We start from the raw sequence: 22,050 nt of genomic DNA, 5'->3' as shown, positions 1-22,050 counted from the left end.
CCCGAGGTCCTGAAGGAGGCGGCGAGTGCAAATAAACTCGCGGGATGGCGACGACGGATCTGGCTTCGGTCCCGGCCACGGCCTCCCGGCGCAGGCCCCCTCCGCTGCGGGAATGGCTCACGCCCGCGATCCCGGGCAGCCCGCTGCTGTCCTGGCTGGGCCCGCTGCTGGTGACGGCGCTCGCGGCGTACCTCCGGTTCGACCGGCTGGGCACGCCGAAGGCGGTGGTCTTCGACGAGACCTACTACGCCAAGGACGCGCTCGCCCTGCTGAAGTTCGGCTGGGAGCACAACACCGTCGAGAACGCCGACAAGATGCTCATCGCCGACCCGGACGCGCACATCTGGGGCAGCGGTCCCGCGTTCGTCGCGCATCCGCCGTTCGGCAAGTGGATGATCGCGATCGGCGAGGCGATGTTCGGCGCGACCCCCTTCGGGTGGCGGTTCGTGCCCGCCCTGGTCGGGACGCTGTCGGTGCTGATCCTGTGCCGGGTGGCGCGCCGGATGACCGGCTCGACGCTGCTCGGCTGCGCCGCCGGGCTGCTGCTGGCGCTGGACGGCCTGGCGTTCGTGACCAGCCGGGCCGCGCTGCTGGACGTCTTCGTGATGTTCTGGGTCCTCGCCGGGTTCGCCTGCCTGGTGAACGACCGGGACCGCTCCCGCCGCGCCCTCGCCGACCGGATCGAGGCCGGCGAGACCTCGGTGTACGGGCCGTTCCTCGCGCACGGCTGGCGGTGGGGGGCGGGCGTCTGCCTCGGCCTCGCCTGCGCCACCAAGTGGACGGGGATCTTCTACGTCGCCGCGTTCGGGCTGATGACCGTCCTGTGGGACTACGGCGCCCGCCGCGCCGCCGGGGTGCGGGCCCCGCTGCAGGGGACGATGCTGCTGGAGGCCGTCCCGGCGTTCGTGCAGATGGTCGTGGTGGGGCTCGTCACCTACCTGGCGACCTGGTGGGGGTGGATCTTCAAGCCGGGCGGCTGGGGGCGCGGCACGGCGTCGGGCAACCCGCTGTGGCGGCCGTTCGAGGCTATGCCGAAGCTGTGGCACTACCACGCGGAGATGCTCGGCTTCCACACCGGGCTCGACGCCAAGCACCCCTACCAGTCGTGGCCGTGGGACTGGCCGATCCTGCGCCGCCCGGTCGCGTTCTTCTACACCGAGCCCAAGGGCGCGTGCGGCGGCGCGTCCCGCTGCTCGCGCGAGATCCTCGGGATCGGCACGCCCGCCCTGTGGTGGGGCGCGCTGGTCGCGCTGATCGTGGTCGCGTTCATCTGGCTGATCCTGCGGGACTGGCGGGCCGGGGCGATCCTGCTCGGCTTCCTCGCGGGCTGGCTGACCTGGTTCCCGTCGGCGTTCGCCGACCGCACGATGTTCCTGTTCTACGCGACGCCGCTGATCCCGTTCATGGTGCTGGCGGTCGTCCTCGTGCTCGGCTACCTGATCGGACCCGCGCCCGGCTGGGCGGCGGGCGCGCACGCGGCACGTCCCGGCGAGAACGGCGGAGCCGCCGCTCCCCAAGGGGCCATGCCCGAAGGTCCTCCCGGCCTGCCCTGGGACTCCCCGGCCGACCAGGATCCGGCCCTCGCGCCGTACGGCGAGCAGGGCCGGTACGGCGAGCACGCGCCCCATGACGAGCAGCCGTACGACGACCACGGGTACGGCGAGCACCCGTACGGCGAGCACCCGTACGGCGAGCACGGGGCGCACGCGCCGCCGGCGCCCGTCCAGACCGCCGGGGTCAGGCGGCTGATCGGCGCCGCCGCGGCGGGGGCGTTCATGCTGGTGGTGCTGGCCAACTTCGCGTACTTCCATCCGATCCTGTCCGCGCAGACGATCCCCTACGAGGACTGGCACGAGCGGATCTGGTTCCAGTCCTGGGTCTGACGCGCGGCCGGGGCCGCTAGAGCCCGGCGGCGGCGTCCACGGGGACGGCGGGGCGCACGGCGGGGCGCAGCGTCCGCGCGCCGAGCAGGCACACGGCCAGGGCCAGGACGCCCCCGGCCCCGGCGCCCGCGAACGCTCCGGGGACGCCCGCGGCGTCCTGCCCGACGCCCGAGACGAACGAGCCGACGGAGCTGCCCGCGCCGATCGCCGCGACGATCCACGCGAACGCCTCGGTGACGGTCCCGGCCGGGGCGAGCCGGTCGACGAGCGTGAAGCTGCACGCGAGCACGGGCGCGAGGAAGACGCCGGAGGCGAAGGCGAGCACCGACATGAGGGGCAGGCCCGGCGCGAGGACGAGCGGGAGGTATCCGGCGGCGAGCGCGGCCAGCAGCCAGGGCAGCCGCCGGTGCGGCGCGCCCGCCCACGAGCGGGCGCCGTAGGCGATCCCGCCGGCGAGGGCGCCGCCCGCCATGCACGCCAGCAGCAGCCCGGAGGCGAGGTCGCTGCCCTGGTCCTCGGCGTAGGCGACGACGGCGACGGAGTAGACGCCGAGCGCGATCCCGGCGCAGCCGAGCGACAGCAGCAGGACCCGCAGGCCCGGGGACCGCAGCGGCCCGGCCCAGTCGGAGGCGCGCGGCGCGCCCCGCCACCTGCGCGACGGCCCCGACAGCGCGACGACGAGCGTTCCGGCGATGCCGAGCGCGCCGGTGAGCAGCAGCGCGGTCTCGGTGTTCACGACGGCCGCGGCGACGACGAGCAGCGGCCCGGCGGTGAACAGCAGCTCCTGGGCGGCGGCGTCGAGCGCGTAGGCGGCGTCGACCTGCTCGGGGCCGTCCAGGACGTCGGGCCACAGCGCGCGGAGCCCGGCTTCGAGGGGCGGGGTGGCGAACCCGGCGGCGAAGACGGCGGCGACGGCCACCGGGAGCGGGTCCGCGCCGACCGCGGCGAGCAGGGCGAAACCGGCCGCGGAGGCGCAGGCGGCGGGCAGCAGGACGCGCGGCTGGCCGAACCGGTCCATGGCGCGGCCGAGGACGGGCTGCCCGGCGGCGGTGGCGAGCCCGAGGATCGCGGCGAGGGTCCCGGCGAGCGGGTAGCCGCCGTCGTCGGCGCGGACGTGCAGGACGACGGCGAGGATGCCCATCCCGTTGGGGAGCCGTCCGAGGAGGGTGCCGCCGAGCAGGCGTCCCGCGTACGGCCTCCGCAGGAAGACGACATAGCCGCGCATCGATGGCCCCCGAGATCCCGTCCTGCTTGCCGAGTCATACGTATTACCCCCGTCATACGTACCACCTCCGGGTCGTCCCGTTCTAGTCTGATTTCGTCCGACCGATCCGCCAGGGAGGCGCAGGTGCCGGCGATCAGCCGTCCCACCAGCAAGGACGTGGCTCAGGAGGCCGGGGTCTCGCAGTCCACGGTCTCGCTCGTGCTGGGCGGCAAGTGGAGCGGGCGCGTCTCCCCCGCGACCGCGCGCAGCGTGCGGAGCGCCGCCGAGCGGCTCGGCTACCGGCCCAACCAGGCGGCCCGGAATCTGCGGCTCGGCACGACCCGGACCGTCCTGCTGATGGTGCCGACCCTGACCGCGCCGTTCTTCGGCCCCGTCTACACCGGCGCGGCGCGGGTCGCGTCCCGGCACGGCTTCGGCGTCGTGGTCTCGACCTGGCCGGACGACGCCGCGGGCCCCGCCGACAGCCCGTTCGCGGCACCGGACGAGGCGATCGACGGCATCCTCGCCAGCTCGATGGCCGTGGAGGCGCTCGGCCGGTTCCGCGGGACGCCCGCGGTGATGCTGGACAGCGGCCCGGCCGGGCGGCCCGGCGCCCCCGTCCCCACGGTCGACTTCGGCGTGGCCGACGGGATGCGGGAGATCGCGGCGCACCTCGCGGCCCTCGGCCACCGCCGGATCGGGCATGTCGCCGCCGCCGTGGACCAGTGGACGTTCCACGCCCGCGCGGACGCCCTCGCCGGCGCCGTCGCGGGCCTGCCGGGCGGGGTGCTGACCCGGTCCGCCTGCGCGATCGACGTCGCCTCGGCCAAGGGCGCCGCCACCCGGCTGCTCACCGCCCCCGACCCGCCGACCGCGCTCGTCTGCGACGACGACCTGATCGCGGCGGGCGCGTACAAGGCGGCGCGCGCGCTGGGACTGGACGTCCCGACCGACGTGTCGGTCACCGGGTTCGACGACGTGCTGCTGGCGACGGCGCTGGAGCCCGAGCTGACCACCGTCCGGCTGCCCGCCGAGGAACTGGGCGCCCAGGGCATGGCGGCGCTGCTCGCCCTCCTCGACGGCCGCGCCCCGGCGCCCCTCGTCCTGCCCGGCGAACTCGTCGTCCGCGGGTCGACGGCGCCGCCGCGCCCCCGCTGACCGGTCCGGGGCCCGCAAGCCCACCGGACCATCATGTTTTCGAAAAGAGGGGTATAACGCCGCCCATGGAATCCCATCCGTCTGAGATCGACATCGACGCGCATCCGGACGACCGGATCGGCTCGGCGCCGCCGCGGACGCGGGCCTGGCGCGACGGCCGCATCGAGGCGGAGGGGTTCCCCGTCGCGGAGCTCAGCGACTACCTGGAGCGCCCGGACGTCGTCGTGTGGCTCGACCTGTGCGCGCCGGGGCGCGAGGACCTGCACGTGGTCAGCGACGAACTCGGCCTCGATCCCGTGGCCGTCGAGGACGCGGTGTCCCGGCACGAGCGGGCGAAGCTCGACCGCTACCGGGGGTACGCGTTCCTCAACGTCTACGTTCCGGTGGTGACCGACGGCGAGCTGGCGATGCACGAGGTGTCGGCGTTCATCAGCGAGCGCGCCTTCGTCACGGTCCGGCAGGACTGCGGGTTCGACGTGGACGCGCTCATCCGGCGCTGGGACCAGAGCCCGGACGCCGGGCTCGGCGAGCCGAACGCGGCCTTCCTGCTCTACGGGCTCCTGGACCTGGTGGTCGACCTGCAACTGGCGGCCGTCCAGGCGCTGGACGACGAGGCCGACGCGGTCGAGGACCTGGTCTTCGACGACGCGTTCCCGGTCAAGGAGATCCAGCGGCGCAGCTACCGGCTGCGCAAGAACCTGGCCGCGCTGCGGCGGATCGCGCTGCCGATGCGGGAGGTGCTGAACACGCTGCTCCGCCGCGACCCGCGGATCGTCCCCGCGCCGCTCGTCCCCTACTTCCAGGACGTCTACGACCACACCCTGCGCGTCGGGGAGTGGACGGACGCCCTGCGCGACCTCGTCGCCGACCTGCTGGAGACGCGGCTGGCGCTGCAGGGCAACCGGATGAACGAGGTGATGAAGAAGGTCACCAGCTGGGCGGCGATCATCGCGGTGCCGACCGCCGTCACCGGGTTCTACGGGCAGAACGTCCCCTATCCCGGGTTCGGCCACTACTCCGGGTTCGTCGCCAGCACGGTCATCGTCGTCGTCTGCAGCCTCGCCCTCTATGTGATCTTCAAGGTCCGCGACTGGCTCTGACCGCCGGGTCCGGCCAGGTCAGGGCCGCATCATATGCGTTCGCATATCGGATCCCGCGCCATATCAATATTGGACATGACGTTCGCGGCTCTGGTCTTCTCTCCCGCATGACGACCCACAGCACCCGACACCGGCGGCTCGGCGCCGCCGCTCTCGCCCTGACGACGATCGCCGGCCTCGCCGGCTGCGGTTCCGGCACGGAGCCGGACGCGCGGACCGCGGCGCCGCGCAGCGCCACGTCCACGATCGCCGTCGATTCCGCGCAGGCGAGGGTCACCCGGCAGATCGGCCGCCTCGAGGCGACGCACCACGCGCGCATCGGCGCCTTCGCGATCGACACCGGCACCGGGCGCGCCGTGGCCCACCGGCCGGACGAGCGCTTCCCGTTCGCCTCGACGTTCAAGGCGATGGCGTGCGGCGCGGTGCTGCGCAAGGCCCGGCAGTCCGACCCCGGCCTGCTCGACCGGGTGATCCGCTACACGAAGGACGACCTGGTCGAGTACTCCCCCGTCACCGAGAAGCACGTGGACACCGGCATGACCGTCGCCGACCTGTGCCACGCCGCCATCACCCAGAGCGACAACACCGCCGGGAACCTGGTGCTCAAGCAGATCGGCGGGCCCGCGGGCCTCACCGCGTTCTTCCGCTCGCTCGGCGACACGGTCAGCCGCAGCGACCGCTGGGAGACCGACCTCAACATCTGGAAGCCCGGCGAGGTGCGCGACACCACCGCGCCGCGCCCGTGGGCGGGGAACCTGCGGGCGCTCACCACCGGCGGCGCGCTCGTGCCGGCCGATCGCAGGCGGCTCATCGACTGGATGAAGGCGACCGTCACCGGGGACAAGCGCATCCGCGCGGGGCTCCCGAACAACTGGACGGTCGGCGACAAGACCGGCACCGGCGGCACCTACGGCACCGCCAACGACATCGCGATCGCCTGGCCGCCGTCCGGCGCCCCGCTGGTCATCGTGATCACCACGAACCGGTTCGCGCCCGACGCGGCGGCCGACGACCAGGCCGTCGCCCAGACGGCGCGCATCCTCGCCAACGCCCTCCGCTGAGCGCTTCCCGGAAGCGCTCCGAAGGCGATCGCCCCTGGTACCGGACGTCCAGGCGTCCGGTGCCAGGGGCGACGCGCGTCGCGGACCGCCGCGGGCTAGAGCGCCCGGAGGAACTTCGCGGCGATCGGAGCGGCGGCCTCGGCGCCGGTGCCGCCGCCCTCGACGATCACGGCGAAGGCGACGTCCCCGCGGTAGCCGATGAACCAGGCGTGGGTCGGCGGGTCGTCCCCCTCGCCGAACTCCGCGGTGCCGGTCTTGCCGGCGGTACCGGCCGGGAAGCCGACGCCGGACGCGGTGCCCTCGCTGACGACGGCCGGCATGAGGGCGTGCAGGGCCTTCTCCACGGCGGGCTCCAGCCGCTTCGGCGGCTCGGGCTTGCGGCCCCCGGCGTCGGCCGCCTGCGCGGCGAGGGAGGCGCCGACCAGGCGGGGCGAGCGCCAGGTGCCGTCGGCCGCCGCGGCGGCGACGCTCGCCATGTTGAGCGGGCTGGTCAGCACCTGGCCCTGCCCGAACGACGCGGCGGCGAACGCGGTGTCGTCCTTGGTGTCCGGGAACGCGGCGCGCACGGCGGGGAGCCCCGCGATGACCGGGGCGTTGAACCCGAACTGGGCCGCGACCTGGGCGAGCCGCTTCTCGCCCAGCTTGTCCACGGCGAGGCGCGCGAACGTGGTGTTGCAGGAGTGCGCGAAGGCCTCCCGGAGCGGGACCGACCCGAAGTCCTCGTGCTTGTAGTTGTGGAACGACCTGCCGCCGACCGTGGTGGTCGCCGGGCACCCCACCTTCGTCGCCGGGGACATGCCGCCCGCGACGAGCGCGGCGGCCGTGACGACCTTGAACGTCGAGCCGGGCGGGTACCGGCCCATCAGCGCGCGGTTGTAGCCGCCGGGCTGGTTCGCCACGGCGAGGATCTCGCCGGTGGAGGGGCGCAGCGCCACCATCGACGCGGGCTTGCTCGCGGTCGAGACGGCCTGCCCTGCGGCGGCCTGCGTCTTCGGGTCGATGGTCGTCTTCACCGGCTCGCCCTCGGCGCCGCCGAACCGCTCCAGGGTCTTCACCGGGACGTCCTTGGCGTCCACGATCTGCACGGCGAGCGCGGGCTTGCCGGAGAGGCGGTGCTCGTACTGCTTCTGCAGGCCGTCCACACCGGCCGGGTCGCCCTTGCGGTAGGGAGCGCCGAGCTTGCCCGCGGCCTCGGCGGACACGGGGCCGACCTGCCCGGCGAGCTGCCGGGCGGACCCGGACGGCGAGGAGGCGAGGTCGCTGCCGTCCGCCGCGAGGACGGCGGCGCGGTCCGGCCAGGCGCGGGACGCGCGCAGCCGCTGCCCCTCCTTGAGCTCCGGGTACACGACCTGCGGCGACCAGCGCACGCGCCACTCGCCGTCCGTCTTCACCATCGGCAGCGACCCGGTGTACTTCCACTTCCGGTCGCCGGCCAGCGTCACCTCGGCGCCGTAGGACCCGCCCACCGCGTCGTTCTTGGGACGCCCCACGGAGGCGACCGTGTAGCGCTGCCTGACGGCGCCGAGGTCGTCCCGCATCCGCTTGAGGCGCGCCTCGAAGTCGGCGGGCGGGCGGTCGGTCAGCGCCTTCATCGCGGCGAAGTCGCCGCCGCTCCACGCCGCGAGATAGCGCTCGGCGGTGTCCCTCGGGTCGTCACCGTCGCGCAGGAACCACACCGCCCCCGCCCCCACGATCACGACCGCCACCGCGACCGCGGCGACGGCGAGCACACGGGATCGGCGCATCGTCCAACTCCTTCCCCCTGATCGGTCCACCGGCCGGGGGCCCGCTGACGGGGCGGGCGGACCGGTGGGGGCACAAGGAGACCAGGCTCTGCCCGAAAAGTCCAAGATTGATATCGCTCCGGATGAATATCCGAATTGATATCATCGCTGCTCGTGAACCTGGTCGGGCATCTGCGGTGCTTCGTCGTCGTCGCCGAAGAACTGCACTTCGGCCGCGCGGCCGAGCGCCTCGGCATGGCGCAGCCGCCGCTGAGCCAGCGTATCCAGCGGCTGGAGAAGGAGCTCGGCGTGCGGTTGTTCGACCGGTCCAGCCGGCGGGTGCGGCTCACCCCGCCGGGCGGCCTGCTGCTGGAGGAGGCACGTGACATCCTCACCCGCGTGGACCGCATCTACTCCGTCGCCGAGCGGGCCCGGCTGGGCGAGGTCGGGACGGTGCGCGCGGCCCTGCCGAGCGACCTCGGCGGCCGGGTCGTCGCCGCGTTGATCGCCGCGTTCCGGGAGCGCCGCCCGGACCTGCGGCTCGACCTGCGCGAGACGGGCACCGACGACCAGATCCGCGCGCTCGCCGAGGGCGCGCTGGACGCCGGGGTGGTGCGGCACCCGTGCGACACCCGCGGGCTGGACCTCGGCCCGATGCTGGCGCAGCCGCTCGGCGTGCTGCTGCCCGCCGGCGACGGCGCCGCCGAGCCGGGCGCGCCCCCCGAGGTGCACCTGGCCGACCTCAACACCCGCGAGGTCGTCGTCCCGCCGCGCGAGGAGGCGCCGGGCGCGCACGACGAGCTTCTCGCGGGCTGCCGGCGGCACGGGTACGCGCCCGCTGCCGTGCACGAGGCGCGGCATCCGGGGTTCGCGCTGGGGCTCGTCCTCGCCGGGACGGCCGTGGCGCTCGTCCCGCGCACCGACGACACCGCCGGGGCGGCGTGGCGGCCGCTGGCGGGCGAGCCGCTCGCCTGGCGGACGTCGTGCGCCTGGCGGCGGGCCCGCGACCCCGAGCACGCCCGCGCCATCGCCGACTTCACCGCCGTCGCGACCGCGGTCCTGCGCGACGAGGCCGGCATGGCGCCCCTCGACCGGCCGCCCGCCCGCCGGGTCGTCCCGCGCCCCTCCTCGGGGTTCCTGGCATGAGCGGGGCCCCCGTCAGGAGCGCGGAGGCGGCCGAGCGGATCGAGACGGCGTTCCGGTCCGCCGGGGTGACCGGCTTCCTGCACGTCGTCGACATGGACACCGGCCGGGAGGTCGCGGTCGGCGCCGACGAGCCGGTGGTGCTCGCGTCGGTGTTCAAGGTGCCGCTGCTCGTCGCGTTCCACCGGCAGGCCGCCGACGGCGTCCTCGACCCGACCGAGCAGGTGGTGCTGCGCCCCGACGACCGCACGGCCGGGCCGACCGGGGTGTCGGCGCTGCTGGACGAGGTCCGCATGTCGCTGCGCGACCTCACCTGCCTGATGATCACCGTCAGCGACAACGCCGCCGCCGACGTCGTGATGGAGCGGGTCGGCCTGGACGCCGTCAACGCGACGGCCGCCGACCTCGGGCTCCGCCGGACCGTCATCCTGGGCAACGGCCGCGAGCTGCACGAGACGCTGCTCGCCGACGCCGGGGCGGACAGCGTCGCCGAGGTGTGGGCGAGGCTGGACGAGCCGGGACTCCAGGGCCGGCTGCGCGCCCTCGACCCGCTCCGCACGAGCCGCAGCACGCCCCGCGACATGACCCGGCTGCTGTCGATGATCTGGCGGGACGAGGCGGCCCCGCCCGCCGGGTCGGCGGCGATGCGGCGCCTGCTCGGCCTCCAGGTCTGGCCGCACCGCCTGTCGTCGGGGTTCCCCTACGACGACGTCGTCGTCAGCGGCAAGACCGGCACGCTGCCGACCCTCCGCAACGAGGTGGGCGCGGTCGAGTACCCCGACGGGGCGCGCTACGCGGTGGCGGTGTTCACCAGGTCGACGCTGCCCGTCGCCGTCCTCCCGGAGGCCGACGCGGTCATCGGAACCGCCGCCCGGATCGCCGTGGAGTCGCTCCGCCGGCCTTGAGCGTGCGGTGGGACCCTTGAGTGTGCGGTGGGACACGGACGCCACGGCACCCGCTCTGGAAACATAAGCTGTACCCCTGTTTTGGACGGTATTGGGGAGTGTTCGTTGCGGCTGCCGGAGCATCTGGAGCTACTGCTCACCGACGAGCCGGTGCTCGACGTCTACTCGCACGGCCCGTGGCGCGTCCCGGACGGGCTGTTCGAGGAGATCTCGGCCCGGATCGACGGGCTGGCGGCCGACCCGCGGGCCGTGGAGCTGACCACCGACGAGCACAAGCTGCTGACGCTGCCGGCGTCGCTCGTCACCGCGGAGATCTTCGGCATGCTGGCGTTCCTGCCGGGCGGCGGCGCGATCAAGGCGGGTTCCTGGTCGCAGCTCCCCGAGCGGCTGCTGCACCGCCACCTGGTGAACCCGGGCCCGCTCAGCGACCGCATGACCCGCTGGGACGCGCCCGGCGGCCGGTGGCGCCCGCCGGTCGACTGGCTCATCGAGGCGCCCGACCGGGCCCTGGCGATCGAGCTGGCCCGCGACTGCCTGTCGGTGCTGGAGGGCATCGAGCCGCTGGAGGAGCGGCGCAAGGCGCTGCTGCGCCTCTACGACGACCCGCCGGTCTGCGACGTGAACCTGCCCAAGATGGAGCTGCGAGAGCACTGGCACGCGCACGCCGGGGACGACATCGTCGCGGCGGTGCCCGAGCTGCTCGGCCCGGTCGGCTACCTGGAGTGGGTCTGCGCCGGGCTGACCGCGTCCTACGAGCACCTGGTCGAGGCGGCTCCGCGCGAGGAGGGCATCGAGGTCCACCTGGTCCAGCTGCTCCTGCAGGGCAGCATGGACCACGTCCCCGCCGAGCTCGCGGTCGCGCTCGGCGAGGACCGCTACGGCGAGCTGCTCCAGCGGTTCACCGCGGAGCGCCGCGGGTTCAAGCCGGGCGCGTGGCAGGAGCGGACGCGGGCGTGGCTCGTCCGGGCGCTCGTCGCGGGCGCCGCCGACGCGTGCCGCGGCTGGCTCGACATGGCGATGCGGTTCGTCGCGATCGTGCAGGGCCTGCCGGGCGACCCGTGGTTCCCGAAGGCGGAGTGGATCCCGGTCGGCCAGTTCCAGACCGACCTGCGCCGCCTGTACGCGCCGCGCCGCCGCGTCGTGAACCCGCTCACCGAGACGCTGAAGAGCGTCCCCGCCGCGGGCGGCGCCGGTGCGGCGGCCCCCGCCGCGCGCTCGGAGATCGCCACGACGCTGGTCGAGCAGCCGGAGGTGACCGCGGCGCTGGACGAGCTGACCCGCGGCAGCGCGCCCGTCCGGCTGCTGATCAGCGGCCCGGACGGCACCGGCAAGCGCGACGCCGCCGAGGAGCTCGGCAGGGCGCTCGCGTTCGGCCGCGACCCGCACTGGGTCACCGACAACCTGTTCGCCGGGCAGCGCCTGTCGGACGCCGTCGCCAAGCTGCACGCCGACGCCCGCGACTGCGCCGGCGACCGGCTGCTCATCATCGAGGGCCTGGACGGGATCGTCGCCGACCCCGGCAACGGCGAGGCCCTGGCCGCCGAGCTGCACCGGCTCCTCGCCGTCCACCCCGACCTGAACGTGGTGGCGCTGTGCGACGCCGGCGGCGAGGAGCGGATCCGCGAGATCAACCCCGTCCTGCCGCAGCGGTTCCGGATCGCGCGCACCCGGCCGTTCACGGCGGCGGGCCACGCCGAGCTGTTCCGCCGCGCGCTGGACGCCCGCGGCGCCCGCGCCACCCGCCCGGCCGTCGAGGCGGCGGGCGCGCTGCTGGCCGCGACCCCGCCGATGCAGACGCTCCGCAACGCCCGCCTGGCTTCGCACCTCGCCGAGCAGGTCGTCGCCGCGGCGCGGGCCAAGCTCGACCCGGGTGCGCCGGGCGGCGAGCTGGTCATCCGCAAGCAGGACATCCCGGCCGCGCTCGACACCGCGCAGGCCGCCGGGAACCCGCTGGCCGAGCTGCGCGAGCTCACCGGCCTGGAGACCGTCAAGCACGAGATCGCGCTGCTCGTCGCGGGCACCCACGCGGCGCGGCTGCGCAGCGAGTCCGGCCTGCGGATCACCCCGCCGACCCGGCACATGGTGTTCACCGGCAACCCGGGCACCGGCAAGACGATGGTGGCCCGGCTGCTCGGCCGCATCTACAAGCGGCTCGGCGTCCTGTCGTCCGGGCACCTGGTGGAGGCGTCCCGCGCCCACCTCGTCGGCGAGTACATCGGGCAGACCGCGCCCCGGACGCGCCGGCTCGTGGAGCGCGCGGTCGGCGGCGTCCTGTTCATCGACGAGGCCTACACGCTGACGCAATCGCCGCTGAAGGGCGACTACGGGCACGAGGCGATCGCCGAGCTGGTCAAGCTGATGGAGGACCACCGCGACGACCTCGTCGTGATCGTCGCGGGCTACGAGCAGGAGATGGCCGAGTTCCTCGCCGCCAACCCCGGCCTGGACTCCCGCTTCCCCAAGCAGATCCACTTCCCCGACTACACCGACGACGAGCTGATCACCGTGTTCCGCCAGCTCGCCGCAGCCGACGGCTTCGAGCTGGCCCCCGGCACCGAGGACGTCCTGCGCACGATGCTGCGCCGCGCGCCCCGCGGCCCGTCCTTCGGCAACGGCCGCCTGATGCGCAACATGCTGGACGTGGCCGTCGCGAACCAGGCCGACCGCGTCGCCTCCGCCGCCGTCTCCTTCAGGAAGGACGCGGCGGCCAAGAACGGGGCCGCGACCAAGAAGGGCGCCGGGGGGAAGGAGAAGGCCGGCGACCAGGCCGCGCTCCCCACGAAGGAGGAGCTGGTCACCCTGACCGCCGACGACCTCCCCCCGCTGCTGGAGCACCCAGAAGAATTTTTCGGCCTCTACCTGTAGACCGAGCCCCGGCCCACTTCGCTCGCCTCCGGCTTCGCTCCACCGGGCAGGTCACGCGTTCGCGCGCGTGGCCGAGGCCACTTCGAGACAGGCCTGGGCGCGGGCCGGGTCAGGGCGCGAGGTGCTCGGCGGCGGCGAACAGCAGGCTCTCGCCGCCGCGGCGGGTGACGAGCTGCGCCCCGACCGGCAGCTCGACACCGCCGTCCGCCGGGACGGTCCCGGCGGGGACGGTCAGGGCGGGCAGGCCCAGCACGTTCCACGGCGAGGTGAGGCTGACCAGGAGCGCGGTGAGCGGACCGAGCCCGACCTCGGCGGCCCCGATCCGCGGCGCGGGGATCGGCATGGTCGGCATGGCCAGCAGGTCGTAGCGGTCCAGCAGCCCGGCGATCTCCTCGGCGTACCGGTCCCGCTCGCGCAGCGCCCGGACGAGCCGCCAGCCCGGCATCCGGCCCGCCTCCTCCAGGCGGCCGAGCGTCGCCGGCTGGAACAGGCCGGGCGCCTCGGCGACGCGCTCGGCGTGCACGTCGTACGCCTCGCTGTACTCGATCGCGAGGAACACCTGCCGGAGGCCGGCGAAGTCGATCCGCTCGGACGGCGCGTCCGGGAACAGGGCGCGGACGCGCCGCTCCACCTCGGGGTCGCACGCCGGCGGCTCGATCCACGCGACGCGCCCGTACGGCGCGCCCCCGTCCGGGCCGCTCGCGGACGGCCCGTCCACGAGGGAGGGGACGGCCACCGCCGGGCCGGTCAGCGCGTGGTAGGCGATGCGGCAGTCGTCGGCCGTGGCGGCGAGGACGCCCACGTGGTCGAGCGAGCGCGAGAGCGGGAACACGCCGTCCGCCGGGATGACGCCGTAGGGCGGCTTGAACCCGGCGACCCCGCAGAACGCGGACGGGATGCGCACCGACCCGCCCGTGTCCGTGCCGATGGCCAGCGGGACCGTGCCGGAGGCGACCGCGACGGCGCTGCCGCTGCTGGACCCGCCGGACATCCGCTCCCGGTCGCGGGGGTTGCGGACCGCCCCGTTCACCGACACGTCGCCGCTGCCGCCGAACGCGAACTCCTGCGTCCCGGTCTTGCCGAGGATCACGGCGCCCGCGTCCCGCAGCATCCTCACGCAGGCCGCGTCGGTCTCCGCGACGTGCCCGGCGAAGTGCCCGGACCCCATCCCGGTGGGCAGCCCGGCGACGTCGATGATGTCCTTCACCGCGACCGGGACGCCGTGCAGCGGCCCCCGGTCGACGCCGGACGCCAGCTCCTCGTCGGCCCAGCGGGCGGCGGACTCGGCGCCCTCGGCGTCCAGGGTCGTGAAGGCGTTCAGGTCCTCGTCGACCGACTCCAGCGCCCGGGCGACCAGCCCCCGCGCCGACTCCCGGCCCGAGCGCAGGTCGCGCCCGATGCCGGTCAGCGTCCGTCCGGTGAAGAACCCGCCCATTCCGCCTCCTTGCCGGTTACCTGTACCGATCTGCGTAGCATCTCAGACCGCACCAGCCCCTCCGGTCCCTCCGGCGGCCCCCGCCGGCGTCCGCGATCGGGCACTCCGTCACCAATTGATCACTCACTGTCGACCGCTCGTCGCAGGCGGCCCGCCGCTTGTCGACCGCGCTCCGGGAACCGCGCACCTACGCACGAGTAGGCGGCAGGCTTCGTCGCACCCAGTGGTCCCGCCGGTTCGCTGGGGGGCGGGGCGGAGGCCGGGCGCCGTCTCGCACGGCAGGCCGCCCCTGTAACCGGCGACGTTCACATCCAGGTGGGGGGAACGAGGTCACGGCCGAGCGCCGTGGCCTCGTTGTCGTTCCGGCCCTCCGGGACGTTCGGCCCTAGGCCCGCGGGCAAAGGGCTGATGGGCTCTCCATGACGGTTGAGAACCCCGTTCGTGGGGACGGGATGTCCTCAGGGCGGTCACGAGCACCCGGAGGACGCGCCAATGACCCAGTCGTTCACCCTGAGCGATGACGAACTGCAAGCGATCAACGCGTACTGGCGGGCGGCGAACTACCTGTCGGTCGGGCAGATCTACCTCCTCGACAACCCGCTGCTCCGCGAGCCCCTCGAACGGCAGGACCTCAAGCCCCGGCTCCTCGGGCACTGGGGCACCACGCCGGGGCTGAACTTCTGCTACGCGCACCTCAACCGCGTGATCAAGGCGCGCGACCTCGACATGATCTACGTCATGGGCCCGGGGCACGGCGGGCCGGCGGCCGTCGCCAACGCGTGGCTCGAAGGCACCTACAGCGAGGTGTACCCGGAGGTCTCGCAGGACGAGGCGGGCATGCGGCGGCTGTTCCGGCAGTTCTCCTTCCCCGGCGGCATCCCGAGCCACGTCGCGCCGGAGACGCCCGGCTCCATCCACGAGGGCGGCGAGCTCGGCTACTCCCTCGCCCACGCGTTCGGCGCCGCGTTCGACAACCCCGACCTCGTCGTGGCGTGCATCGTCGGGGACGGCGAGGCGGAGACGGGCCCGCTGGCGGCGAGCTGGCACTCCACCAAGTTCCTCGACCCGGTGCGCGACGGCGCCGTCCTGCCGATCCTGCACCTCAACGGCTACAAGATCGCCAACCCGACGGTGCTGGCCCGGATCCCCGAGGAGGAGCTCGTCCAGCTGCTGGACGGGTACGGCTACCGGCCGATCCTGGTGAGCGGGGACGAGCCCGCGTCGATGCACCGCAAGATGGCCGCCGCCCTCGACCAGGCCCTCGACGAGATCGCCGACATCCAGCGCGGCGCCCGCGAGGGGCGGGCGACCGAGCGGCGCCGCTGGCCCATGATCGTCCTGCGGTCCCCCAAGGGCTGGACGGGCCCGAAGGAGGTGGACGGCCTCCCGGTCGAGAACACCTGGCGGGCCCACCAGGTGCCGCTCGCCGGCGTGTGCGAGGACGCCGGGCACCGCGCGCAGCTGGAGGAGTGGCTGCGCTCCTACCGCCCGGAGGAGCTGTTCGACGAGGACGGCCGCCCGGTCGCCGCGCTGCGGGCCCTCGCGCCCGAGGGCGGGCGGCGGATGAGCGCGAACCCGCACGCCAACGGCGGGCTGCTGCTGAAGCCGCTGACGCTGCCCGACTTCCGCGAGTACGCCGTGGAGGTCGGCAAGCCCGGCACCGTCACCACCGAGCCCACCCGGCGCCTCGGGACCTTCCTGCGCGACGTCGTGCGGGCCAACCCGGACAACTTCCGGATCATGGGCGCGGACGAGACGGCCTCCAACCGGCTCGGGGACGTGTTCCAGGCCACCGACCGCGTCTTCGAGGGCGAGCTGCTGCCGACCGACGAGCACCAGGCGCCGTCCGGCCAGGTGATGGAGGTGCTGAGCGAGCACCTGTGCCAGGGCTGGCTGGAGGGCTACCTCCTCACCGGGCGGCACGGGCTGTTCAACAGCTACGAGGCGTTCGTGCACATCGTCGACGCGATGTTCAACCAGCACGCGAAGTGGCTGAAGGTCACCCGAGGCCTGCCGTGGCGGCGGCCGATCGCGTCGCTGAACTACCTGCTGTCGTCGCACGTGTGGCGGCAGGACCACAACGGCTTCACCCACCAGGACCCCGGCTTCCTCGACGTCGTGCTGAACAAGAAGCCGGAGATCGTCCGGGTGTACCTGCCGCCGGACGCGAACACGCTGCTGTCGGTCGGGGACCACTGCCTGCGCTCCCGCGACTACGTCAACGTGATCGTGGCCGGGAAGCAGCCCGCGCTGAACTGGCTGCCGATGGACGCCGCGATCGCGCACTGCACCCGCGGCATCGGCATCTGGGAGTGGGCCTCCACCGACGGCGGCGAGGACCCCGACGTGGTGCTCGCCTGCGCGGGCGACATCCCGACGCTGGAGACGCTCGCGGCCGTCGACCTGCTCCGGCAGCTGTTCCCCGAACTGCGCGTCCGGGTCGTGAACGTCGTCGACCTGATGCGGCTCCAGCCGGACAGCGAGCACCCCCACGGCCTGTCGGACCGCGAGTACGACACCCTGTTCACCAGGGACAAGCCCGTCATCTTCGCCTTCCACGGCTACCCGTACCTCATCCACCGCCTCACCTACCGGCGCGCGGGCCACGGCAACCTGCACGTGCGCGGCTACAAGGAGGAGGGGACGACGACCACGCCGTTCGACATGGTCATGCTGAACGACCTGGACCGGTTCCACCTCGTCATGGACGTCATCGACCGGGTCCCGCAGCTCGGCGCCCGCGTCGCCCACATCCGGCAGCGGATGGCCGACCAGCGCCTCTTCCTGCGCTCCTACACGCGCGACCACGGCGAGGACGCACCCGAGGTCAGCGACTGGACGTGGCCCTACTGATGCGGGTCCTGACGGTCAACCCCGGGTCGAGCAGCCTGAAGGTGAGCCTGCTCGACGCCGGCGACACGGTCCTCGCCGAGGACTCCGGCGGCGGCCACGAGATGGCCGGGCTGGTCGCGGACATGCCCCGGCCGGACGCCATCGGCGTCCGGTTCGTCCACGGCGGTACCGACTTCACCGAGCCGGTGCGCGTCGACGGGAAGGTCGCCGAGCGGCTCCGCGAGCTCGCCGACCTCGCGCCGCTGCACCAGCCCGCCTCCCTGCACGCCCTGGACGAGATCACCGGCGTGCTGCCGGACGTCCCGGCCGTGGCGTGCTTCGACACCGCGTTCCACGCCGCCCTGCCGGACGCGGCCGCGGCCTACGCGCTCCCTCGGGAGTGGGTCGAACGGTTCGGCCTGCGCCGCTACGGCTTCCACGGCCTGTCGTTCTCCTACGCCGTGCGGCGCGCCGCCGAGATGCTCGGCACGGACCCGGCCGCGCCGCGGATGGTGGTGTGCCACCTGGGGGCCGGCGCGTCCCTGTGCGCGGTGGCCGGAGGCCGGTCGGTCGACACCACGATGGGGTTCACGCCCCTCGAAGGGCTGGTCATGGCGTCCCGGGCGGGCAGCATCGACCCCGGCATCCCGCTGTGGCTGATCAAGCACGGGGTGCCGGCGGCGGAGGTGGGCGACGCGCTCGAACGCAGCTCCGGGCTGCGCGGCCTGACCGGCACCGGCGACATGCGCCGGGTCCGCGAGCGGGCCGCCGAGGGCGACGCGACCGCCCTCGCCGGCCTCGACGTCTACCACCACCGCCTCCGCGCCTGCGCCGCCGCGATGACCGCCTCCCTCGGCGGGCTCGACGTGCTCGTCTTCACCGGCGGCATCGGCGAGCACGATCCGGCGGTCCGCGCGCGGCTGGCCGAGGACCTCGCGTACCTCGGGACCTCCGTCGACCCCGGCCGCAACGCCGCCGCCGACGGCGACACCGACGTCACCGCGGACGGCGCCGCCGTCCGGACGCTCGTGGTGGCGGCCCGCGAGGACCTGGAGATCGCCGACGGTGTCCGGAGGTGCCTCGGGAACGATTCCTGTCAGGACCAGCGGGTTAGTACATAAGGTGTGAAGGTGGAGAAGACGGCGGGCGCTACGGAGGGCGCGAACCGCAGGCTGGCGAACATCCAGGCGATCACCGACGAGGCGTTCGTCCAGATGGGCGTGGACGAACTGCTCGACACCCTCCTCGACCGCGTCCGCGCCGTCCTCGGCGTGGACACCGCCGTCGTCCTGCTCCTGGACCGCGAGGAGCGCTTCCTCGTGGCGACCGCCGCGAAGGGCATCGAGGAAGAGGTCGCCCAGGCCGCCCACGTCCCGATCGGCGAGGGGTTCGCGGGACGCGTCGCCGCCGAGCGCCGGCCGGTCTACATTCCGGACGTCCCGAGCGCGAACGTGTTCAACCCGCTGCTCGTCGAGCGGGGCCTGCAGTCGCTGCTGGGCGTCCCGCTCGTCGGCGCCGGGAGGCTGGTCGGCGTCATGCACGTCGGGACGCTCGCCCCCCGCCGGTTCACCTCCGAGGAGACCGAGTTCCTCCAGCTCGCGGGCTCCCGCGCCGCGCAGGCGGTGCAGTCCGTGCTCAGCCGCTCCGAACACGCCGGCGCGCTGGAGCTCCAGCGCAGCCTGATCCCGGCCGCGCCGCCGGACGTCCCCGGGTTCGAGATGGCCGCCCGCTACCGTCCCGGCAAGGCGATCGTCGGCGGGGACTGGTACGACGTGTTCATGCTCCCGTCGGGGGAGATCGGCATCGTGATCGGGGACGTGGCGGGCAACGGGCTGCCGGCGGCCGTCGTCATGGGCCGGATGCGCAGCGCGCTGCGCGCGTACGCGCTCGACAACGACGACCCGGCCGAGGTACTGCGCAAGCTCAACCGGAAGATGCTGCACTTCGAGCCCGAGGCGACGGCGACCGTGCTGTACGCGGTCGCCGACCGCACCGGGGGCCGGATCCGGCTGTCGTCGGCCGGCCACCCTCCCCCGGTCCTCGCGCCGCCGGACGGCCCGGCGGAGCCCCTCGACATGAAGTTCGACGTCCTGATCGGCCTGGGCGAGGACATCCCCCGGCGGACCAAGACCATCGACGTCCCGCCGGGCGCCCTGCTCTGCTTCTACACCGACGGCCTCATCGAGCGGCGGGACGACTCGATCCTCAACGGCGTCGCCCGGCTGTGCCAGGCGGTCCACGCCGGTCCGCCGGAGGCGGTCGGCGCGGCGGTGATGTCGGCGCTGATCGGCCGCGAGGCGGCGCCGGACGACGTCGCCCTCCTGCTCGTGCGCCGCATCCCGCAGGACCCCCGGGATGACTGACACGGCGCCGGGCCGTGCGTGCCGCTCCTGCGGCAAGCCCATGCCGCCCGCGGCCGGGAGGCCGGGGCGCGCGTCGCTGTACTGCTCGGCCGCGTGCCGGCAGAAGGCGTACCGGACGCGGCGGGCCGGGGGCGAGGCCGTCCACGAGCTGATCTCCGACATCGAACGCCAGGTGCGCGGCCTCACCCCCGAAGCGCCCGGGCCGTTCTACACCGGCGTTCAGTCGCTGGCGTCCTCGGTCGGACGGCTGCGCCGCATCGCCCGGGTGGCCCGGGACGCGGCGGGAACCGTAACGCCGGAACGCGTGACGCGAACCAGCGCGGCGCCGGGCCCCGCACCCCGGAATTCCGTAACGGACGCCTCCGTGACGGAATCAGGCGTAACGCAACCGGGCGTGACGGAACCGGACGAGGCGGCGGAGTCGGAGGAGGCGGCGGTCCTCCGGGAGGGCGACGAGTGGGCCTTCGCCGGGCTGGTCGAGCGGTACCGGCACGAACTCCAGGTGCACTGCTACCGGATGGTCGGCTCCTACGACGACTCCGAGGACCTCGTCCAGGAGACGCTGCTCAAGGCGTGGAAGAACCGCGACGGCTTCGCGGGGCGCTCCAGCCTCCGCGCCTGGCTCTACAAGATCGCCACGAACACGGCGCTGGACTTCCTGCGCCGGGACGAGCGCCGTCCCCAGCGCTACGGCCCCTCGCCGGTCCCGCCCACCGACGGGGTGGAGGCGTCGCCGTTCCTCCCCTGGTTGCAGCCGTTCCCGGACGCGGAGCCCGAGGCGGCGGCCGAGTCGTCGGAGACGATGGAGCTGGCGTTCCTCGCCGCGATCCAGCACCTGCCGCCCCGGCAGCGCGCCGTGCTGATCATGCGGGACTTCCTCGGCTGGCCCGCCGCCGACACCGCGACCGCCCTCGACATGACCCTGGCCTCGGTGAACAGCGCCCTCCAGCGGGCCCGCCCCGCCCTGCGCGAGCACCTCCCCCGGCGGCGCGAGCGGTGGGCGCGCGGCGCCGACCCGTCCGAGGCGGAGAAGGACCTGCTCGCGCGGTACATGAAGGCCGCCGTGGAGGGCGACACCGCCGCGATGGCGGCCATGCTCCGCGACGACGTGCGGATCACCATGCCGCCCAACCCGCTCTGGTTCGGCGGCCGCGAAGCGATCATCGGCATGCTCCGGCAGACGTTCGACCCCGCCTCCCCCGCCTACATCGGCCGCTGGCGCCACCTCCCGGCCCGCGCCAACGGGCAGCTTGCGGTCGCCGGTTACGTCCAGCGCCCCGGCACCAGCGTCTACCGCGCCCAGGTGCTGGACGTCCTGCGCGTGGAGGAAGGCCTGATCGCCGAGATCACCTCCTTCGAGCCCCATCTGTTCCCCGCCTTCGGCCTTCCGCTCACCCTGGCGCCCTGACCCTCCCGCCCGGCCCGCGATGATTTCTCCGCCGGGGTACGTCTCAACATCCGTTCGCCCTACAGGAACGGAGCAAGGACATGCTGGAGAACAAGAACGCGATCATCTACGGCGGCGGCGGCGCGATCGGCGGCGCGGTGGCCCGGACGTTCGCCCGGCACGGCGCGACCGTCCACCTGGCCGGCCGGACCCGCGCGAGCCTGGAGGCGGTCGCGGCCGGCATCGCCGCCGCGGGCGGCCGCGCCGAGGTCGCCGTGGTGGACGCGCTGGACGAGAAGGCCGTCGAGGAGCACGCCCGCCGCGTCGTGGAGGAGGCCGGGAGCCTGGACGTGTCGCTCAACCTCGTCTCGCGCGGCGACGTCCACGGGACCCCGTTGACCGCCGTACCGGCCGAGGACTTCCTGCGCCCCGTCACCACCGGCATCACCGCGAACTTCCTCACCGCCCGGACCGCCGCGCGGCACATGTCCGAGCAGGGCTCGGGCGTGATCCTCGCGCTGAACAGCGGCTCGGCCAAGGGCAGCCCGATGATGGGCGGCACCGGCCCGGCGGACGCCGCGATCGACGCCCTCGTCCGGAACCTGGCGCAGGAGTGCGGCCCGAGCGGCGTCCGCGTCGTCGGGATCTGGACGGCCGGGCTCCCCGAGACGATGACGCGGGAGAAGCTCGCCCTGCACGGCGCCGACCTGGACGAGGCCGCCTTCGAGGGGCTGCTGACGCGGCTGGCCGAGATGCGGATGCTGCGCCGCTCCCCCACGCTCGCCCAGATCGCCGACACCGCCGCCTTCCTCGCCTCGGACGGCGCCGCCGCGATCACCGCGACGTTCGTCAACGCGACGGCGGGCATCTTCACCGACTGACGGGCGCCCGGAGCGCAGCGGAGGGCAGGAACGCGCCGCCGCCCACCGCGGCGATCACGAAGAGCGCTGCGGACGCCAGGATCAGGGCCTTCCTGGGGCCGATCTTCAG

15 protein-coding genes are annotated in these 22,050 nt (G+C 74.2%); 12 read left to right on the top strand and 3 right to left on the bottom strand.

Annotation, left to right across the window (positions count from 1 at the left end; translation table 11 throughout):
* Nucleotides 1-44 precede the first annotated feature (44 nt).
* On the top strand, nucleotides 45-1,883 hold the full coding sequence (locus tag AB0C21_RS36450) for a dolichyl-phosphate-mannose--protein mannosyltransferase (protein ID WP_500210497.1): 1,839 nt from the start codon (nucleotides 45-47) through the stop codon (nucleotides 1,881-1,883).
* A 16-nt stretch (nucleotides 1,884-1,899) separates the two neighbouring features.
* Here the strand turns inward: AB0C21_RS36450 and AB0C21_RS36445 are convergent, their stop codons facing one another.
* On the bottom strand, nucleotides 1,900-3,108 hold the full coding sequence (locus tag AB0C21_RS36445; RefSeq protein WP_500210495.1) for an MFS transporter: 1,209 nt from the start codon (nucleotides 3,106-3,108) through the stop codon (nucleotides 1,900-1,902).
* A gap of 123 nt (nucleotides 3,109-3,231) precedes the next feature.
* Here AB0C21_RS36445 and AB0C21_RS36440 point away from each other — a divergent pair, with 123 nt between their 5' ends.
* The 3 genes from AB0C21_RS36440 to bla all read left to right on the top strand — a co-directional run bounded on the left by AB0C21_RS36440 (nucleotide 3,232) and on the right by bla (nucleotide 6,406).
* A complete protein-coding gene (locus AB0C21_RS36440) occupies nucleotides 3,232-4,245 on the top strand; it encodes a LacI family DNA-binding transcriptional regulator (protein ID WP_500210492.1) in 1,014 nt (337 codons plus the stop codon).
* A gap of 65 nt (nucleotides 4,246-4,310) precedes the next feature.
* The gene (locus tag AB0C21_RS36435) at nucleotides 4,311-5,345 is read left to right on the top strand and encodes a magnesium transporter CorA family protein (protein ID WP_500210490.1); all 1,035 of its coding nucleotides are present in this window, start codon (nucleotides 4,311-4,313) and stop codon (nucleotides 5,343-5,345) included.
* A 107-nt stretch (nucleotides 5,346-5,452) separates the two neighbouring features.
* Nucleotides 5,453-6,406, top strand: coding sequence for a class A beta-lactamase (gene bla / locus AB0C21_RS36430; protein ID WP_500210489.1), 954 nt, complete (start codon nucleotides 5,453-5,455; stop codon nucleotides 6,404-6,406).
* A gap of 95 nt (nucleotides 6,407-6,501) precedes the next feature.
* On the opposite strand, the gene AB0C21_RS36425 is transcribed toward bla, so the two are convergent.
* The gene (locus tag AB0C21_RS36425) at nucleotides 6,502-8,151 is read right to left on the bottom strand and encodes a penicillin-binding transpeptidase domain-containing protein (protein ID WP_500210487.1); all 1,650 of its coding nucleotides are present in this window, start codon (nucleotides 8,149-8,151) and stop codon (nucleotides 6,502-6,504) included.
* Between the two features lie 153 nt (nucleotides 8,152-8,304).
* Between AB0C21_RS36425 and AB0C21_RS36420 the strand changes: the two genes are divergently transcribed.
* The 3 genes from AB0C21_RS36420 (at nucleotide 8,305) to AB0C21_RS36410 (ending at nucleotide 13,043) form a co-directional block, all read left to right on the top strand.
* Complete coding sequence (locus AB0C21_RS36420; protein ID WP_500210486.1) at nucleotides 8,305-9,276, top strand: LysR family transcriptional regulator; 972 nt, start codon at nucleotides 8,305-8,307, stop codon at nucleotides 9,274-9,276.
* Nucleotides 9,273-10,178 carry a serine hydrolase gene (locus tag AB0C21_RS36415; protein ID WP_500210485.1) on the top strand — a complete coding sequence of 302 codons (906 nt, stop codon included), beginning with the start codon at nucleotides 9,273-9,275 and terminating at the stop codon, nucleotides 10,176-10,178. Before AB0C21_RS36420 ends, AB0C21_RS36415 begins: the two co-directional genes overlap by 4 nt.
* 105 nt (nucleotides 10,179-10,283) lie before the next feature.
* Nucleotides 10,284-13,043 (top strand): AAA family ATPase, encoded by a 2,760-nt coding sequence (locus AB0C21_RS36410; RefSeq protein ID WP_500210484.1) that lies wholly within the window; start codon nucleotides 10,284-10,286, stop codon nucleotides 13,041-13,043.
* Nucleotides 13,044-13,152: 109 nt separating this feature from the next.
* Here the strand turns inward: AB0C21_RS36410 and AB0C21_RS36405 are convergent, their stop codons facing one another.
* Nucleotides 13,153-14,478, bottom strand: a complete 1,326-nt coding sequence (locus tag AB0C21_RS36405; RefSeq protein WP_500210483.1) for an amidase — start codon at nucleotides 14,476-14,478, stop codon at nucleotides 13,153-13,155.
* A 492-nt stretch (nucleotides 14,479-14,970) separates the two neighbouring features.
* On the opposite strand from AB0C21_RS36405, the gene AB0C21_RS36400 reads away from it, so the two are divergent.
* From AB0C21_RS36400 to AB0C21_RS36380, 5 genes are all read left to right on the top strand, one after another.
* Nucleotides 14,971-17,331 carry a phosphoketolase family protein gene (locus tag AB0C21_RS36400; protein ID WP_500210482.1) on the top strand — a complete coding sequence of 787 codons (2,361 nt, stop codon included), beginning with the start codon at nucleotides 14,971-14,973 and terminating at the stop codon, nucleotides 17,329-17,331.
* Nucleotides 17,331-18,431 carry an acetate/propionate family kinase gene (locus tag AB0C21_RS36395; protein WP_500210609.1) on the top strand — a complete coding sequence of 367 codons (1,101 nt, stop codon included), beginning with the start codon at nucleotides 17,331-17,333 and terminating at the stop codon, nucleotides 18,429-18,431. The genes AB0C21_RS36400 and AB0C21_RS36395 overlap by 1 nt, the downstream gene beginning before the upstream one ends.
* A gap of 9 nt (nucleotides 18,432-18,440) precedes the next feature.
* Nucleotides 18,441-19,673 carry a PP2C family protein-serine/threonine phosphatase gene (locus AB0C21_RS36390; protein WP_500210481.1) on the top strand — a complete coding sequence of 411 codons (1,233 nt, stop codon included), beginning with the start codon at nucleotides 18,441-18,443 and terminating at the stop codon, nucleotides 19,671-19,673.
* Nucleotides 19,666-21,081: a sigma-70 family RNA polymerase sigma factor gene (locus AB0C21_RS36385; protein WP_500210480.1), complete on the top strand. Its 1,416-nt coding sequence runs from the start codon at nucleotides 19,666-19,668 to the stop codon at nucleotides 21,079-21,081. The genes AB0C21_RS36390 and AB0C21_RS36385 overlap by 8 nt, the downstream gene beginning before the upstream one ends.
* Nucleotides 21,082-21,161: 80 nt before the next feature.
* Nucleotides 21,162-21,941, top strand: a complete 780-nt coding sequence (locus AB0C21_RS36380) for an SDR family NAD(P)-dependent oxidoreductase (RefSeq protein ID WP_500210479.1) — start codon at nucleotides 21,162-21,164, stop codon at nucleotides 21,939-21,941.
* The last annotated feature ends 109 nt before the right edge of the window (nucleotides 21,942-22,050 follow it).

The organism is Spirillospora sp. NPDC049024, assembly GCF_040649235.1.
Taxonomy (GTDB): Bacteria; Actinomycetota; Actinomycetes; order Streptosporangiales; family Streptosporangiaceae; genus Spirillospora.
This window is presented reverse-complemented; position numbering and strand designations above follow the sequence as displayed.

What these genes read in the sequence shown, in the direction of transcription:
- AB0C21_RS36395 (WP_500210609.1), top strand. Translation starts at nt 17,331, where the DNA reads ATGCGGGTCCTGACGGTCAACCCCGGGTCGAGCAGCCTGAAGGTGAGC.
- AB0C21_RS36425 (WP_500210487.1), bottom strand. Translation starts at nt 8,151, where the DNA reads ATGCGCCGATCCCGTGTGCTCGCCGTCGCCGCGGTCGCGGTGGCGGTC.
- AB0C21_RS36450 (WP_500210497.1), top strand. Translation starts at nt 45, where the DNA reads ATGGCGACGACGGATCTGGCTTCGGTCCCGGCCACGGCCTCCCGGCGC.
- AB0C21_RS36400 (WP_500210482.1), top strand. Translation starts at nt 14,971, where the DNA reads ATGACCCAGTCGTTCACCCTGAGCGATGACGAACTGCAAGCGATCAAC.
- AB0C21_RS36405 (WP_500210483.1), bottom strand. Translation starts at nt 14,478, where the DNA reads ATGGGCGGGTTCTTCACCGGACGGACGCTGACCGGCATCGGGCGCGAC.
- AB0C21_RS36380 (WP_500210479.1), top strand. Translation starts at nt 21,162, where the DNA reads ATGCTGGAGAACAAGAACGCGATCATCTACGGCGGCGGCGGCGCGATC.
- AB0C21_RS36445 (WP_500210495.1), bottom strand. Translation starts at nt 3,108, where the DNA reads ATGCGCGGCTATGTCGTCTTCCTGCGGAGGCCGTACGCGGGACGCCTG.
- AB0C21_RS36435 (WP_500210490.1), top strand. Translation starts at nt 4,311, where the DNA reads ATGGAATCCCATCCGTCTGAGATCGACATCGACGCGCATCCGGACGAC.
- bla (WP_500210489.1), top strand. Translation starts at nt 5,453, where the DNA reads ATGACGACCCACAGCACCCGACACCGGCGGCTCGGCGCCGCCGCTCTC.
- AB0C21_RS36385 (WP_500210480.1), top strand. Translation starts at nt 19,666, where the DNA reads ATGACTGACACGGCGCCGGGCCGTGCGTGCCGCTCCTGCGGCAAGCCC.
- AB0C21_RS36415 (WP_500210485.1), top strand. Translation starts at nt 9,273, where the DNA reads ATGAGCGGGGCCCCCGTCAGGAGCGCGGAGGCGGCCGAGCGGATCGAG.